General features: G+C 58.2%; 13 protein-coding genes. 6 read left to right on the top strand and 7 right to left on the bottom strand.

Annotation, left to right across the window (positions count from 1 at the left end; translation table 11 throughout):
- Positions 1–235: 235 nt before the first annotated feature.
- The 5 genes from hutI to IVA74_RS09640 all read right to left on the bottom strand — a co-directional run bounded on the left by hutI (position 236) and on the right by IVA74_RS09640 (position 6,609).
- Positions 236–1,468, bottom strand: a complete 1,233-nt coding sequence (gene hutI / locus IVA74_RS09660) for an imidazolonepropionase (protein ID WP_247342153.1) — start codon at positions 1,466–1,468, stop codon at positions 236–238.
- Positions 1,469–1,567: 99 nt separating this feature from the next.
- Complete coding sequence (locus IVA74_RS09655) at positions 1,568–2,653, bottom strand: NAD(P)/FAD-dependent oxidoreductase (protein WP_247342150.1); 1,086 nt, start codon at positions 2,651–2,653, stop codon at positions 1,568–1,570.
- 465 nt (positions 2,654–3,118) lie between these two features.
- The gene (locus IVA74_RS09650) at positions 3,119–4,132 is read right to left on the bottom strand and encodes a hypothetical protein (RefSeq protein WP_247342146.1); all 1,014 of its coding nucleotides are present in this window, start codon (positions 4,130–4,132) and stop codon (positions 3,119–3,121) included.
- Positions 4,119–5,579, bottom strand: a complete 1,461-nt coding sequence (locus IVA74_RS09645; RefSeq protein ID WP_247342143.1) for an N-6 DNA methylase — start codon at positions 5,577–5,579, stop codon at positions 4,119–4,121. Before IVA74_RS09645 ends, IVA74_RS09650 begins: the two co-directional genes overlap by 14 nt.
- Positions 5,580–6,120: 541 nt before the next feature.
- Positions 6,121–6,609: a hypothetical protein gene (locus tag IVA74_RS09640; protein ID WP_247342140.1), complete on the bottom strand. Its 489-nt coding sequence runs from the start codon at positions 6,607–6,609 to the stop codon at positions 6,121–6,123.
- Positions 6,610–6,812: 203 nt separating this feature from the next.
- Between IVA74_RS09640 and panB the strand changes: the two genes are divergently transcribed.
- Both panB and panC read left to right on the top strand, forming a co-directional pair.
- On the top strand, positions 6,813–7,694 hold the full coding sequence (gene panB, locus IVA74_RS09635) for a 3-methyl-2-oxobutanoate hydroxymethyltransferase (RefSeq protein ID WP_247342137.1): 882 nt from the start codon (positions 6,813–6,815) through the stop codon (positions 7,692–7,694).
- 2 nt (positions 7,695–7,696) lie between these two features.
- Positions 7,697–8,551, top strand: coding sequence for a pantoate--beta-alanine ligase (gene panC, locus IVA74_RS09630; protein WP_247342134.1), 855 nt, complete (start codon positions 7,697–7,699; stop codon positions 8,549–8,551).
- 133 nt (positions 8,552–8,684) lie between these two features.
- Here panC and IVA74_RS09625 read toward each other — a convergent pair whose 3' ends face one another.
- The gene (locus IVA74_RS09625; protein WP_247342130.1) at positions 8,685–8,834 is read right to left on the bottom strand and encodes a hypothetical protein; all 150 of its coding nucleotides are present in this window, start codon (positions 8,832–8,834) and stop codon (positions 8,685–8,687) included.
- A 689-nt stretch (positions 8,835–9,523) separates the two neighbouring features.
- On the opposite strand from IVA74_RS09625, the gene IVA74_RS09620 reads away from it, so the two are divergent.
- Together IVA74_RS09620 and IVA74_RS09615 are read left to right on the top strand one after the other, a co-directional pair.
- Entirely contained in the window at positions 9,524–9,721 is a 198-nt protein-coding gene (locus tag IVA74_RS09620) for a hypothetical protein (protein WP_247342127.1), read from the top strand.
- 26 nt (positions 9,722–9,747) lie between these two features.
- Entirely contained in the window at positions 9,748–10,143 is a 396-nt protein-coding gene (locus IVA74_RS09615; RefSeq protein ID WP_247342124.1) for a hypothetical protein, read from the top strand.
- 1,716 nt (positions 10,144–11,859) lie between these two features.
- Here IVA74_RS09615 and IVA74_RS09605 read toward each other — a convergent pair.
- The gene (locus tag IVA74_RS09605) at positions 11,860–13,152 is read right to left on the bottom strand and encodes an MFS transporter (protein ID WP_247342121.1); all 1,293 of its coding nucleotides are present in this window, start codon (positions 13,150–13,152) and stop codon (positions 11,860–11,862) included.
- Positions 13,153–13,434: 282 nt separating this feature from the next.
- Between IVA74_RS09605 and IVA74_RS09600 the strand changes: the two genes are divergently transcribed.
- A complete protein-coding gene (locus IVA74_RS09600; protein WP_247285523.1) occupies positions 13,435–14,037 on the top strand; it encodes an XRE family transcriptional regulator in 603 nt (200 codons plus the stop codon).
- A 33-nt stretch (positions 14,038–14,070) separates the two neighbouring features.
- The gene (locus tag IVA74_RS09595; protein ID WP_247342118.1) at positions 14,071–14,712 is read left to right on the top strand and encodes a 2-hydroxychromene-2-carboxylate isomerase; all 642 of its coding nucleotides are present in this window, start codon (positions 14,071–14,073) and stop codon (positions 14,710–14,712) included.
- Positions 14,713–15,258 lie beyond the last annotated feature (546 nt).

Here is a 15,258-nt window from a genome sequence, read left to right as displayed (position 1 = left end):
ACGATGCTATTCCATTCATCATCATCCAAATGGCCCTCAAAACCGCAAGTGCGAAGCGGCCCGATATCGGTCAAAGAACTGCAATGACCTGCGCGCCACGATCGAAACCAGAAGTCAAGTTGGCCAGCCATTTTCTGCAGGTGTACAGCCGGCCTCTGTAGCGCAGTTGTTCAAGTGATGCCTCGCGGGTTTGGCTGGCTCGTGCACTTTCTTTCGGCGTTGCTACTGGTCATGTTCAGCGGGCATGATTATCGAAGACCAGCCTTCCGCCTTTGACAACACCGATGCAGTGGTTGGCGCCGAGAAGGTAGGAAAGGTCGTCTGGATGCTCGATATCCCAAAAAGACAAATCCGCAGCTTTGCCGACCTCGATAGCGCCGCGCTCCCTCTGCATGCCGAGCGCGTACGCAGCATTGACAGTGAACCCGCGTACCGCCTCTTCTGGCGTCATGCGGAATAGTGTACATGCAAGGTTCATTATCGCGGTTGGCGAATTTGTGGGCGAACTGACGGGATTACTGTTGGTAGCCAAAGCCATTTTTATCTTATGTTTGCGGAACAATCCGATAGGGGGCACGCGCGTCTCTCGCAATGTATAGTTTGCGCCGGGAAGAATTCCTGCCACAGTCTCGGCTTCTGCCATCGCTACGATCGATTGTTCGGACGCATATTCGAGATGATCGGCGGTGAGCGCTCTGTGGCGGGCGGCTGTCGCCCCGGCGGACGCGTCGGAATATTGGTCCGCATGCAAACGCACCGGAATCGAGTGTGCTCGTGCGGCTTCGAACAATCGGCTTATTTGAGCGTCACTAAAACCAATGGTGTCCACGAATCCGTCAACCGCATCAACAAGGCCTTCGGATAATGCGATGGGCAGCACCTTTTCGATAAGGAAAGAAATATAGTCATCGGGCCGCCCTTTGAACTCCGGAGCAACTCCATGTGCGCCGAGAAATGTGGAGACGATCGTGACAGGTAGATCCTGTTGTAGTGCGCGAGAGCAACGTAGCTGCTTTAGCTCCGTCTGAAGGTCTAAACCAAAACCGGATTTGCTCTCGATCGTGGTGACGCCATGCGCGATGAATTCGCGGACGCGCCGCGAAGATGTCGCGAACAACTCCTCCTCGGAACAAGCTCGCGTCGCATTGACTATCCCGGGGACACCGCCCCCAGACCCATAAATCTCGTCACGGGCGGCCCCCCTGATCCGCATGCCAAAATCGCGGCGACCGTTGCCACTGTAGACAACATGAGTGTGCGGATCGATGAGGCCAGGCAGGACCCAAGCCCCGGCCACGTCGTGAATTTCGGTCGCATGCTCATGAAGTGTATTTGGGAGAGCATCGCTACGGCCGACCCATGCGATACGTCCACGTTCTACCGCGACCGCACCGTTCTCAACGATTCCGTAGCCTTCCTCGTCCGCCATCGTTGCTAGGTGACCGTTGACCCAGATTGCATCCCACATGGTGTCACTCCCAGTCACTCAAAGCTGATGTTGCGGCGCGTGGCCACAGCACGAACACAGTAAGGAAGCGGCAAATCGATAGTCGGACGCTTGCACGACTTACACGCCCATAGCTTCAATTTCGCGCTCATAGCGCACTACTATTGGGTCTACCTTGTTGCGTCCAAGGAAGCTTCCTTGCTGGGAGCATTTCACCACGTAGTAAGCGGCTTTGAGACGCTTATGTTCATAGGTAGCGAGAGCCTCATCAACATCCCTTGTTTCGGCAAAGACATCTCGCAGAACTCGCGAGTCAATGAGCGCTTGGCCGGCACCCTGCGCAAGATCAGGAACTGGTGGATGCGCGGCATCCCCAAGCAGCGTAATACGGCCGTGCGTCCATTTTTCGGGCAGCCCTTCCGGAACATCGAGAGAGCTTTGAATAATTGCATCCTTCGGGGTGAAGCTAAACGCCCTTGAAATAGGAGTGTTTGTCCAAGAGCTAAAGTAATCAAGGAACTCGTCCGGATTTTTTGCTCCACTTACTGAACCAAACCAGTATGCCTTTCCACTTCCTATGGGAAGAAACGCGATCCATCCACCCGGCGCGTAAAAGCCGGTCTGCGCTGCCGGATCTATGTCTAGCTGTTCAAGGTTGAATATAGCGCGCCAACGATATGCGTGATGCTCGTTGGGTTGGAAACGAACCCCACCTACCAATTTCTGACGGACGGCTGAAAAAATTCCGTCAGCAGCGATGATGAAGTCGGCCTCATAGCTCGAGCCATTACTGAAGTGGCAAACTGCTCTGTCGCTGCCACTCTCGACAGACGCGACCTCATGACCAAACCGTATGAGATCCGTTCCGCATGAGTCAGCTAACATCGAGCTCAATGCCCAGCGATGCACTCCAATTGCCGACGCACTATATTTGGCGGGCCAGTCACTTGTATCTTTCTCAAAGAGCAAATCGCCCATGGCGTCATAGTTATAGTAGCGCTCGATTTTGACCGAAATGGCATCAATCTGCTCCTTCAGTCCCAGGCCATATAGTGCCCGCACTCCGTTCGGCCAAAGCATCAAACCAGCTCCGGTCGCCCTGAGGACAGGAGACCGCTCAAACACAGCTACATCAAATCCCAACGCCTTCAGCCCGACAGCTGCAGAGAGTCCGCCCAGTCCGGCGCCACAAATCGCAACTCGCATCTCAAACTCCGCCAAAATCGCGCAATAGGTTAAGTCCGCACATCATTGCTCATGCCCAGCGATCCTGAATCGAACGGCCGACTATAGATCGATTTTCGTATATTTGCAAAGCCAATGATACAAATCCCGGCTCTTAGTCTGTAGGGACAGAAATCCCGTCGGCTCGGTGGTAAACTTCACACCAGGCGACAAAGTCCGCGAAGAAAGCGAGACGTATGGAGAGAAGGGGCCGGCCCAAGGCGACGTACGCCCGCGAGATCCGGACACGAAGGCACATTGCTTTTCTGAGCTTCGAACGTCTGCCAGTAAGCTCCGGTGAGACGCTGCCCTTAAGCCGCGGCAACGTGAGCAAAATCACGAACGACTCGCGGATGCGCTCGCAACCACTAGTTTAGCGGCTTCTCAAGGAAGAATGGCTCGCCTCGCATAAACTCCGTCCCCCATCGCGAACGAGCGGGCACAGATTTAGGTAGCTGGCGTCGCGAGGCGAGCCTCGAAATCGAGCTCAGGCCAGCCTTTCGCTTCCGGCATTGGGCGCGAGAATACCGGCGAGTCCGGATCCCAGTCGAGCCGCTTGGTAATCCCTCGATCCGACAGCAGTGGGGCGCCGAGCACAAATCGCTCTTCGTACCGCCGGTACAGGGTCGCAAAGAATTGGCTCAAGTGCAGCGGGCTCTCGTCCGGCGGAAAGGAATTCACGACGTCTCCCGCCTGGTCCCCGCGAGGTTCGATGAGTGCCATTGTCATGGCTTCATATCGGCTGATTTCGTCGCGCAAACCGCGGCGCGACGTCATTTCGCGGAGCGCAGCGTGAAAACGAACGATACCCTCGACGATGCTTCCGTCTTCCAGGATCGCGATGTCGTTAGCCTTTAGCGTTTCGACTTTCTTTGGCGTCAGTTCGGTAGGTTCGAGTTCGGAGTCAGACTCGACTTCGACCTCAGTTGGGGTGTCTTCTACGTCCAGATCGGGCGCTGCGAGTGCATCTTCGATGGTGCGGTTCGCGCGCAGAATTGAGAAGTATCCGACGACCATCGCCGGATAAGTAATGTGCAGATTTGTGCATTCGCCGATCGTCTCTTCCATGCGATTCGTGAGATTCCGGAACGCCTTCGTCACGCCCTTGCATGAGATCGCGAGAACGGGGCCGACGCTCTTTTTATCTACGACGACGTCAACGTTCTTTGTCTTGAGACCGCCCAGGATAACCTGCTCGCCGGCCCGACCTTCTTTGGGATCATACTTCAAAATATTGCGCACGCGGCCCTTGCGCCCTTTCTTCGTCTCGACAACGAAGGGCGGGCGCGGCGTAATGTCGTTCGGATGGAATCCTCCTTCGAGCACCAAACGGCACGCGATGTACCAGTGGAGCGGCTTAATGTGGCGGGCGCTTTGCGTTTTGCCCTCGTGTGTCGCAAATTCTCTGAATGCCTGGTGTCCGCTAATCCAGCGGCAGGGCGAAGCGTCAGCTTTCGCCATAGTGCCTCCAGGTACGCAGGGTGTGGACGGCCTGTGCGATTTCAGCTGCTGGCACCCGCTCGATCGCACGACGCGTAGGAAGCGCGACCTGCGCCGCTTCCCGTGGCTCAAGCTTGAGCATTCCTCCTCCGAGCGGATGACCTTCGAGTTCGCAGCTGAGCTGCACGAACTCGCTTCCCCACGTCGCGAGGTAGCGTCTTGCGGATACGCTCTTCAGCCGGACACTATGCACGGAGTTGGTGCACGTGCACTGAGCATCGTTGCGGACGAGGCTCGGCTCCAGCCCGGACATGTACGACAGAAAATAGTCCGGCACCTGCACGTCAGGGACCGAATACCAGGGATCGCGTACGCGACACTTGTACGCCTGGCGGGCCTCCCGGCCTGCATCGGTGTCGAGATAGCGCCGCACGCTGCGCGGCAGATCGTCCGTCTTCGACAACTTGAGCAACAGTATTGGGTCGTCGTTTGCCTTCCAACGCTCAACCAGGGCGGTCGTGACGCGTATAGCTGGGAGCGCACGCCCATTCCGGACGGTCGGATGAAGGAGTTTTCCGGGAACATCCCACTTTTCCGCTTCGCTTGGCCGCAGATGGAAGAAGTCGTTCGCGCCGCTGACGTAACCGATGCCGACATTCGCCAACTCCCCGAGGCGGTGTGTGTCGCAGCCCGTCGCAAGGTGTCGGTAAAGCTCCCGGCCGTGTTGAGAAATTAGGTAGGGGCGCAGGCGGCGGTTCCACTCAGAGCGCCACTCCTTAACGCTGACCCGCGCAAACTCCCGGGGCGGGCGGCTGGAGGGGCGGAAGTGATCAAGCACCGAAAACCTAATCTCCTGGGTCCTGCCTTCAAATCCGTCGGTGTATAGCAGCCAACAGTCCTCTGAGAGCTCCGGGAAGAGCTTCTTCCGGACCGCTACGACATGAACTGTCTTGAACCGGTCAACCAGGAACTCCAGGAGCGGTGCGGCGTATGGTGCGTGTCCGATTTCTGCGGGGACGACGAAGGCCATTCGACCGCCCGGCTTCAGGAGTGAGGCAGTGCAGACCAGGAAGGGTGCCCACGACGATGCCAGGCCCGAAAAGTGCGCGCCAAGGGACCCGCAAAGAGCGATTGCGCGGGCCCGAATCACCCCATTGAAGCTCTGATATCGAATAAATGGCGGGTTGCCCGCCGCGCACTCGAAGCGTTCGGCCGTCTCGGCCGCCCAGGAGAAGAAATCGCCCTCATGGACAAGCGCCCAGGGCGCCCGAGCCATTGCCACCTGCGTGGCCTGGAGATCCTGCTCAATGCCGACGGCGTTCCGGTGTCCGGCAATAAAGCGCCCGTCACCGCATGCCGGATCAAGCAGGCGGTCGTCCTCTAGACGGACCGCCCACTGCAACAGGCTCGAAACAACAGGGTCGGGGGTATAGTAGGCGCCCGCTTCCTTCTGGGTTAAGCGCCGCACGCTCTTCCTCCTCGCGAATCGGTTGTAAGTCTACACTGGAGCATGCTGAGTAAAGCACCCTCCGGCACTTCTCCAGATGATTCACAGGTCGGCCGAGCAACTGAGGACTGCCCGATCGTTAGGGCATGGGGCAACCGGCTAGGGGGCGGCGCAAGCCGGCTCATCCACTCGCAACGACCAAAGGTCTGCCGCCCGTGACAAGCGGGCGATGCCGTCCTCCCGAGGAGCCGGCTGCCGCCGATTTGATTTCCGGCCCATGCCGTGTAGAGGGGACTTTGCTGTCTTTTGATGATCTCGCGGCGATTAGCATGGACCGAGCAAGCCTAGCTGATGCAGCCATCGGGAGGCGCGGGCCTTTTGATCTATCCAGCATCCGCTTAGGACGATTGTGGGATGGTAACCCGTCATCCTGCATACCACGGATTTTTAGGGGGGGCCGTCGTGTGATGTGGCCAACCATAAGGAGACAATAGGCGCGCGATCGGCGCAGCAACTGTTGGCAGCTGCGGACGCTCTCGGCCTACCTTAGGTGCTTCGATGCTTAGGGCGAATGCTCGATCAATGAGCGCGGACGACTTACCCGCCGCTTACGCCTCAAGCAAAGCGCCTTCCTTCGAAGAAGATGGTTTTCCGTCAACACCGACGAGAGCCGTTGAAGAAGTCCGCAGGGAGGGCCTGCGTTCATACGACGGTATCGGAGCTTGAATAAAACGTGGGCGTTATCGGCGCAGCCCCAGTCCATGCCGTGAATGCGTACCATATCGCGATGAGCGCGCTTGATGAATGAGCGCTCAACGGTACGACGGGCAAATAACGAAGCGACCAGCGCAAGGCCACAAATGAAATAGCTGTTCGAAAAGCTCCAAAATCCACCGACGGCCACCACGGTAAAAGTGAGTGCCGCGGCGGCGTTGCAAACCTTGTTCACCATGAACTTGCGGCGTCCCATCACAACTGCTGAGGCAGCATAGCGGTTTGGCCTGTGTGATTGGCGGCGTTTTTGGTCCATATTCGCCGCTTTGCGATCCATGACTCGTACCGCGACCTCCCTCTCGGCCGCGAGAGAATCATTCCCACGATGATTGCGCGATCATTGGGAGGTTCGGTGCGCCCTTCTTCCAGTTTGGAGGGAAAGCTTTCTTTGTGTATCGGTGGATTGACCCTTATCTCTCCTCTCGCCTAGGAAGCGCCGGGAATTGAAGTGCCGGCGTCAAGAAACAGATCAGGACCGAGATGAGCCACACGCCGCAGTCGCCAACCCAGCGAGTTACGATACCACTTGTTCAGCAATGGAAGGAGGAGGGGCGGCGGATCGCTATGACCACCGCTTACGACGCGGTTGCAGCGCGCATCGCTGATCCGATCGTGGATATTCTCCTCGTCGGCGACAGTGTTGGCAATGTTTGCCTCGGATTCGACAACACCTTGCCAGTCAACGTCTCGATGATGAATCATCACCTCGAAGCGGTTGCGCGGACAAGACCGCGTGCCCTTCTCATTGCCGACATGCCCTTCCTCAGTTTCCATGTCAGCCGGGAAGAGACCATCCGCAACGCCGGCGGCTTCCTCCAGCGTGGCGCCGATGCGGTGAAGCTCGAAGGCGGTGCAAACCGCCTCGATATGGTACGCGCCCTGGTCGACTGTGAAATTCCTGTGATGGGACATCTCGGTCTCACCCCACAAAGCGTCAATGTCATGGGCGGTTTCAAGGTGCAGGGTCGGACTGCCACCGACGCCTTCCGCCTGCTCGAGGACGCGCATCGCCTCGAGGAGGCCGGTTGTTTTGCTCTCGTGCTGGAGGGAATCCCGGCGGAGCTAGCAGCGCGGGCGACGGAGATCCTAAAGATTCCGACCATCGGAATCGGAGCCGGTCTTGGTTGTTCGGGGCAGGTGCTCGTGTTTCATGATGTCGTGGGTCTTACCGACGGTAAGCCGCCCAAATTCGTGCGCGCGTATTCGAATGGATTTCAGCTGATGCAGGAGGCGCTCTCGCGCTGGGCGACTGACGTGCGTCACGGGTCATTCCCAGGAGGGCAGGAATCCTATCGCCTCCCCGACGCGCTCAAGGAGCTCGTCGCAAACTGGACTCCACACGAACCAACCTCAGAGTCGTGATCATGCGAACCATCCGATCCGTTGCTGAACTGCGTCGCGCTTTAGCTGAGGCTCGGGGCCCCGACAGACACATCGGATTGGTGCCCACGATGGGTTACCTGCACCAGGGCCACATGGCCCTGGTCGAAGACAGCCAGGCTCGTTGCGACGCCACGGTCGTCAGCATCTTCGTTAATCCTACGCAGTTTGGCCCCAAGGAAGATCTCACCACCTACCCTCGCGACTTCCCTCGCGATGAACAACTTTGCCAGGAGGCAGGAGTCGACGTCCTCTTTGCTCCCGAGGTGCGGGACGTCTACCCCCCTCAGTTTGATACCTTTGTTGAACCCGGTGCACCCGCACAGCCCCTGTGCGGGCCGTTCAGGCCCGACCATTTCCGCGGCGTTGCAACCGTTGTCTGCAAGCTCTTCAACATGGTTCAGCCGGACGTCGCGTTTTTCGGGCAGAAAGACTTGCAGCAATGTGCAGTCGTCCGCCGCATGACCTTTGATCTCAACCTGCCGATCGATATCGTCACCGTGCCGACGGTCCGCGAGCCGGATGGCCTCGCAATGAGCAGCCGAAACCGCTATCTCAGCGCCCCGGAGCGCAAGCGTGCATTGGCGATCAGCCGGGGCCTGCTCGCGGCGGAAACCGCGTTTCGCGAAGGAGAGCGCGATCCGGTCCGGCTGCTATCGCTTGTCAGGCCTCCCCTGGAGGCGCTGGATGAGTTGCAATACCTCGAAATCGTGGACGCTGAAACGCTAAAACCGGCCACGAACCCGTTATCGCGTCCGGTCGCCATTTGTGCAGCAGGCTATGTTGGCTCGACCCGGCTTATTGACAACGTCATGCTCGATCCGGACGCCAGGAGATAGGAAGCTCCAATCGGGGGGCCCCTCACAACGTGACAGCAAGCAGGTGCAGAGAGGCGCTAGCGGAGAGGAAGCGAGCGACTCTTGGAGGGGCGCCACCTGACGAGCTTAGTACGAGCAGGCGTGGAGCGTGTCTCTATTGAGATGGCGGATCCGGTCGCTCGGATTTTTTTATCTTGAGGGCACGGCGCTTCATCGTCGCGGTCAGTTTTTTCGTTTTCCCACCAAGTACTTTGCCGACGAGGCTCCCACGCTGTGATCTCTCGTTTTGCTTGGTCTGCTTCATCGACATTCCCTAGATGCATTCAGCAAAATACGAGGACTGGGACATGGTCATGACATGGCCACTCACAGACCAGGGCCTAATGGCGCGGGAGCCAACGCGGTGACCGACACCGCTCGCCAGCTCGGCGTGACGAAACTGTTGCAGGCGGGCCCATTGGCGTGCTTAGCAGCAGAAATAACGCCCTGTTCGCTTCCTATCTGGCGGCGGCTCGACTGATTCGTGAGCCTGCTATAACCGGCGTGCCCTCGCTCGTGCTGACGGACCATGACCAGCTTCGCCCACGGCGCTTAAGGGAAATCTCAAAGAAAAACGATCGGACATAAACACCGACGGTCTGTCTGTACCGGAACGCCCGCTGCGGCTTCCCCGGCGATGGATTCGCCGCGGCAAAATAGACACTCTGCAAGTGGCGAGACATCGCACGGACATCGCGGCGAAAATCGTCAAAAAGAGCCCCTCCAGCGCTGAATTCCATCACGGAGGCGGTTCCTCCAGCGCTGGCGTGGCGGAGCCAGACCAGCACAACTGTCCTGCTTCGACGGCATGGCGGCAACGTCTTGGACAATCAACAAGCAACGACGACTGTGGTGAAGTTCATACTCGACTTTGGAATCAGCTATTAGTTCTTTGAGGAGTTCACCGTGCTTTCTCTGCTACCATTTTTTGCGCCTTGCGGAGCCGCCAAGTGCTTGGACGCAACGACCACTGCGCTTCTGCGTGCTGTTCTTGAGGAGGTTTGCGACAGTCTGCCTCGCAGCGAAACCGGCACTCGGGCCCATGTCGCTTCCAAGATCTTGGAGGCCGCCAACAAAGGTGAGATCACGGCGGAGCGCCTTCGGCAGGTCGCAATGCAAGCTCTTCGCTCCGCGCCAACCATGTGGCGCTAGATACGGACAAGACCGATAGTGCTCATGTGAATTTCCAGGTCACGGTGTTGAAGATCCTTGTGAGCTACCCGAACGGCTTCGCATCCATGCCGGACCTCAAGCGAGACATGGCCATTTTGGCCACGAGCGGTCCGGATTGGGCGGCACGCACCAAACGAATGGGCGCCCGTGTGCCCGAGCTCGACCTTTTTACGCAGCAACTCGTCGAGCGCTTGAATGGAGGGTGGCGCATCACGGACAAGGGACGAGCGGTGCTCGAGCTGATGGAGCCGCGCCCTAGTACGCACCAACTCCAACCAGAGGACACGAGAGCTCCTGAGCTGCCATCGCCAGTGCCGGCAGGATCTCTTCCTGTCGAACTACGCCGGCGCGAGCCCGAACGACTGGGGCGGCGCCGGTCCTCCAGAGTCACTGATGGCTAGCGAGGTCGGCGCAACGATGTTGGACTCTCACGATCTCCGCCGGCGGATGGCCCGCCGGATCTGATTGACCAGATAAGTGCCCCAAATGATCATCATCTCGCCGACACGTGCCGTGCGCTTGCGCTCAGGGTACGTTGACCGGAGGCATGGCCGCAGTCGGGCGCAACACGAATTGTTCTCGCTGCTGCCCACGCGCTGCCAGGATGACCGCAAAAACCACGAGGAAAATCAGAGACCGAGTCATGACCAAGACTTACTTCAGAATCCATATCGCAATTATGAAACCCCTCACACCCGGGCCAAACGACGCACGTCGCGCGCATAATATCGCGCCGCTCTTCAGGTCCCGTTTGCTGAGCCGAAAGCAATAACGATTATTCGTGCCGCAACACGGCCGAGTAGCCTTGTGTGGTGCTCAAAAAATGCATTTTCCAGACGCAACAGCCGGAAATCTGTGCAAAATCAGGATAAGAACTGACGGCGCGGGCGCAGGAAAGGTCTGTTGCTATCCAGGACCCCAACCAGGGGCGCTCATGCGCAAACAATTCTGCTTCCGGCGCGCTCCTAGCGCTGACTGCAGCGGGACTATACTCCTATGTTCGAGCCTCTTCGCGTTATTGTGAAGCTTAAGTAATTCAAGACCTCGCATTGCCTCTGAGGTCAAAGGCAATAATTCTCTTTCGACTGCCGACTTGCCAGCGTGGCCGGCTTGATGTCGCTCGCAAACAGCTCTTCGGCTTCTTTTCTGACGAAATGATTTGAAGGCGCCGCTGAGCGGTGTGATCTTGATGCTTTGGAGCAAGCGACCAACAAAGCGCGTGCGTTTCGAACGAGAGCATTGGGTCACCCTTTTGGGGGTAAATGGAAAATGGTGGCGCGATTGCGTTCTCGTTGAGATTTCCGAAACTGGCGCCCGCCTACGCGTTGACGGATCTCCAGACGTGCTCAAATCACGACACTTTTTCTTGCTACTTTCCAGAACTGGATTGGCGTTTCGCCGGTGCGAATTGGTCAGGCTAGATGGCCCGGAAGCCGACGTTCAGTTCGTCGTGCGTAGCACTGCTGGTTTGAGCACTCCTAGTGTTGGCGGCATGTGACAAGGGGGAACTGCAAGCGAGCACGCCCCCGCTTGAAGAAAACGCGCAGGAGCAGGCAGCTTACATCCTGCCGGTTGTTCTGACGAAATGGGTCACTTTTTGCAGGAGCCGGTCGACTAGCCCGGCGCAGAGATCGATTCCCCCGTCCCCGCACAACGTTGAAATCGTCCACCGCGTGGGTAGACGTGGCAAGAGGACGGTCGGCCGCCCTTCGAAGGTACTTTGTCGAGGTGACGACCGAAAAGGAACGCCTCGATTTTATCGATTAGATGAAAAGGCGGTTTGTGAGCTGCCGGCAATCGATGAGTATGCGTCGCCTACGCCGCAGCTGTCAGATGACGTGCGCACGGACGCGCCGAGGTGCGTGAGCTCTGTCATCAGCCAAAGGGGGAGGGGGCCTGAGGTCCTCTCCGCCTAAGCCAAAGTCAAGCGATGATCGCTGCGAACGTCACTGCTCTGTCAAGACCGGCGCTGATGGTGGACTGCAGTCGTTACGAGAATGGTCGCCACGCGGCACAAGAAGGCCGCACTCGAGCCGGATAGCACGAGCGTGCGCAATGCTGGCGCGCAGAACAACGCGCCAGCATTTCACGAGAAAGCTTCGGTGTTTTGGCAGCGTCTATTTCGATGGTTTCATCGAAAAGGCGCAAGCGGCAGCCACCAGGGCCAACCCTCCCAAATAGAAGCCGATGGCCAACGTGCTGCCCGTGGTGGTCAGCAGCGTGGTTGCGATGATAGGGGCAAGGCCTCCGCCAATTGCAGCCGCGATCTGAACGCCGAGCGACATGCCGCTGTAGCGAACCCCGGGCGGGAATTGAGCCGAATACAGCGCGGGCTGAAGCCCGAACATTGTTGGATAGATAAGGCCTAAGGAGACGACGATAGCGAGGCGGATCAATAGGGGGTCCTTGGTGTTGACCATCAGAAATAACGGAATGGCAAACAGCGCGAGCAGAATGCCGCCGACGCCGTAAATCGTGCGGGCGCCGATCTTGTCGCCGAAGTATCCATATATTGGAATTGCGAACAGTCCGACGGTTGCGGCAATGAGAATGCTATTCAATACCTCAGCCCTCGAAAGACCGAGCGTGACGGTCGAATATTGAAGAATGAAGATCGTTACCAGATAGAACAATGTGACCTCTGCCAGCTTCGCTCCGACGGCCAGAAGAAGAGGGCGGAGATGTGAGCTCACGATTTCAGCGCTCGGCATAGCGACGGTGTGTCCTTCATTCTTGGCTTGCAGGAACACCGGGCTCTCGGGAACCTTCGATCGGACAAAACTTCCCAGCAGGATGAGGACGATGCTCGCGAGGAAGGGCACTCGCCATCCCCAAGCCAGAAAATCGTTCTCGGAGAAGGAGCTCATATGGGCGAATACCAAGGTCGCCAGGATTAATCCGGCTGGAGTGCCTGCCTGCGGCAAGCTGCCGAATAGCGACCGCTTGTTGCCATCGGCATGCTCGACGGCCATCAGTACCGCGCCGCCCCATTCGCCGCCCACGGCAATTCCCTGGCAGATTCGAAGAAGGACGAGCAGCACGGCCGCCCAGATACCGATCTGAGAGTAGGTGGGGAGCAGGCCAATCAAAACAGTCGGGATGCCCATCAGGAAGAGGCTGAGGAGAAGCATACTCTTTCGGCCGATCCTATCTCCGAAATGTCCGAAAACGAGTCCGCCTAGCGGTCGCGCAAAGAGCCCAACGGCAAAGGTCGCGAAAGAAGCCAGCGTGCCGCTGACGGGATCAATGCTGGGGAAGAACAGCTTGCTAAAGACCAGGGCGGAGGCCGTCCCGAAGATGAAAAAGTCGTACCATTCGATGGTTGTTCCGACCACGGTCGCGGCCACAACCCATCCCTTCGAGGTCGGCTTTGCGGCGGTTGTCGTTGATGCATTCTCATAGACAGTCATCTCTTCTCCGTTGAAGTTGAGTGGCCCCGGCTGCCTTGACAATTTTTTCCACGCGTAGTCTGTCGGACAACATGTTGCCCAGCGGGAACCATATATCAGTCCGTCCCTATTGAAAAGGGCGCGGCTATAACGGACTAAGGCGAGGTGTGGTCATGACGAGCGCCCGAGGCCTACCGCTCCGCGCTGGACCTCTTCGTTCATTGACAAAGCACATTCAGCCGCCACGATGCTTGGGGAGACAAAAAATCGTGGAAATCTGGTCTGCCAGTCCGGTGATGAAGAATGATGAGCAAGAAGACAATTCGGACGACCAAATTCGAAGCGAGTGTTTCAGAGCAGCTGCCGGCGGGACGGATCGGCGCTCGTTTGCGTGCCTGGCGCCGCAACAAGAACATGACACTCGACGAGCTGGCTCTCGCGACGGGACTGAACAAAAGCTTCCTGTCCCGGATTGAGAAAGACGCCAAGGCACCGTCGATCGCAACCGTGATGAAGCTCTCTCGTGCTTTGGACATTCCCGTGGCGCTGCTATTTGGTGAACAGGTCGCGGACTCGGACATCCATCTGGTTCGTACAGCGAACCGGCAGCCGGAGGAGGATCCGGTCCATGGATACTCTTTTGTATCCCTATCGCCAGCGGGGCCGGGCCGACGGGCGGAAGCTTTCTTAATGACGCCCCCGGCCCACTTCAGTGAGGCAACCTACGCAGAACATTCCGGCGAGGAGTCGCTCTACGTCATTACAGGCCGCGTCGAAGTGAAGTTCGCGGACCGCAGTGTCGTCATGGGCCCCGGAGATTTCCTGCAGTTTCCGGGGCACCTCGTTCACCACGTGCGGCGGGTTGGCGCCCGCGCAACCGTCCTTATCGTCATTAGCCGAGACTGATCCACGCCCACCACCTTCCGAAGGCCTGATGCTATGCTTGATCAAGATGCGCCATTCATCGACTACTATGTCTGGCTGATGTCGGACTGGGCCTATTTAGGGCAGGTCAGATTGTCACAGATAAGCGCGCGTCACGGAGTTCGTGTCAACTATATCCCAATGCGCATGCAGGATGTCTATGCAGCAAGCGGCGGGATCGTTCTTGAAAAGCGTTCATGGCAGCGACGCGACTATCGCATCGAGGAGCTTAAGCGTTGGAGCGAGCGGCTCGGGATGATCGTCAACATCGAGCCTTCCTATTTTCCTGTCGACGTGGATGTTGCGTCCTGCATGGTAATTGCGGCGCAAAACCAAGGCTTGAATGTCGACCGTCTCGCGAACGCAATGATGCGCGCGATTTGGGTCGAGGACGAGAACCTCGCCGACCGCGACACGCTGCTGAGAACCGCGGATCGCGCGGGTTATGACGGCTTGAAGCTGTTGGAGGGGGCGGCAGGTGCTGCCCGCCTGGAATATGTATCCAATACCTCTCGGGCATTGGAAGCTGGTGTCTTTGGATCGCCGTTCTATGTGTTCAAAGGCGAACGGTTCTGGGGGCAGGATCGGCTGGATATGCTTGAGGAGCGACTGATCCGCACAAAAGGCGCTCCGCTGGGGCGCAGGCCGCAAGCCTGATTCGTTTCGAGTGTCTGAGCCGATCCGACGTCGACGCGGTCACCGTGTCGGCTTCAGAGGACTGTCGGCCCAACTGCGGGCAGGCGGCTCGGCAGCGGGTCGTCTTCCAAACGATACAAGCGTAGCACAACCGCCCCTCGTTGGAGTCGTCGGCACGCTGGCATTGGCTTGCCGCAGGCCGGACACGCCTTCCGGATCGGAAAAGCGCTTGGGTCTGGTGTTTCTCACCGCGACTATGAGTCAGCCACTCTCGTTCGCAATTGTTCGGGCGCGGTGCTGGCCAAAGCGCCAGCTGATCGTGCCGTGCTTCGGCGCCTACACCAACGCCGTGCGGAGATTGCGCAGCCGAGTGGCGCCAACGCCGGATACAATGGGGGCGCAGACGGGAGGTGCGCGCGCACTAGCAAAGGGCCCTTCTGATCCACTTTCCGGACGACCCGGAGTATATCTCTTGATGCGGTCCGATGGGCGAAGCCCTTGCGCCAAAACAACAATACGGCGGGGCTAATCGCCGTACTGCCAAGCTGGTTTGAGCTAGATTTGATC

Origin of the sequence: Bradyrhizobium sp. 132 (assembly GCF_023074185.1) — a bacterium.
In the GTDB taxonomy this organism is placed as follows: domain Bacteria; phylum Pseudomonadota; class Alphaproteobacteria; order Rhizobiales; family Xanthobacteraceae; genus Bradyrhizobium.
This window is presented reverse-complemented; position numbering and strand designations above follow the sequence as displayed.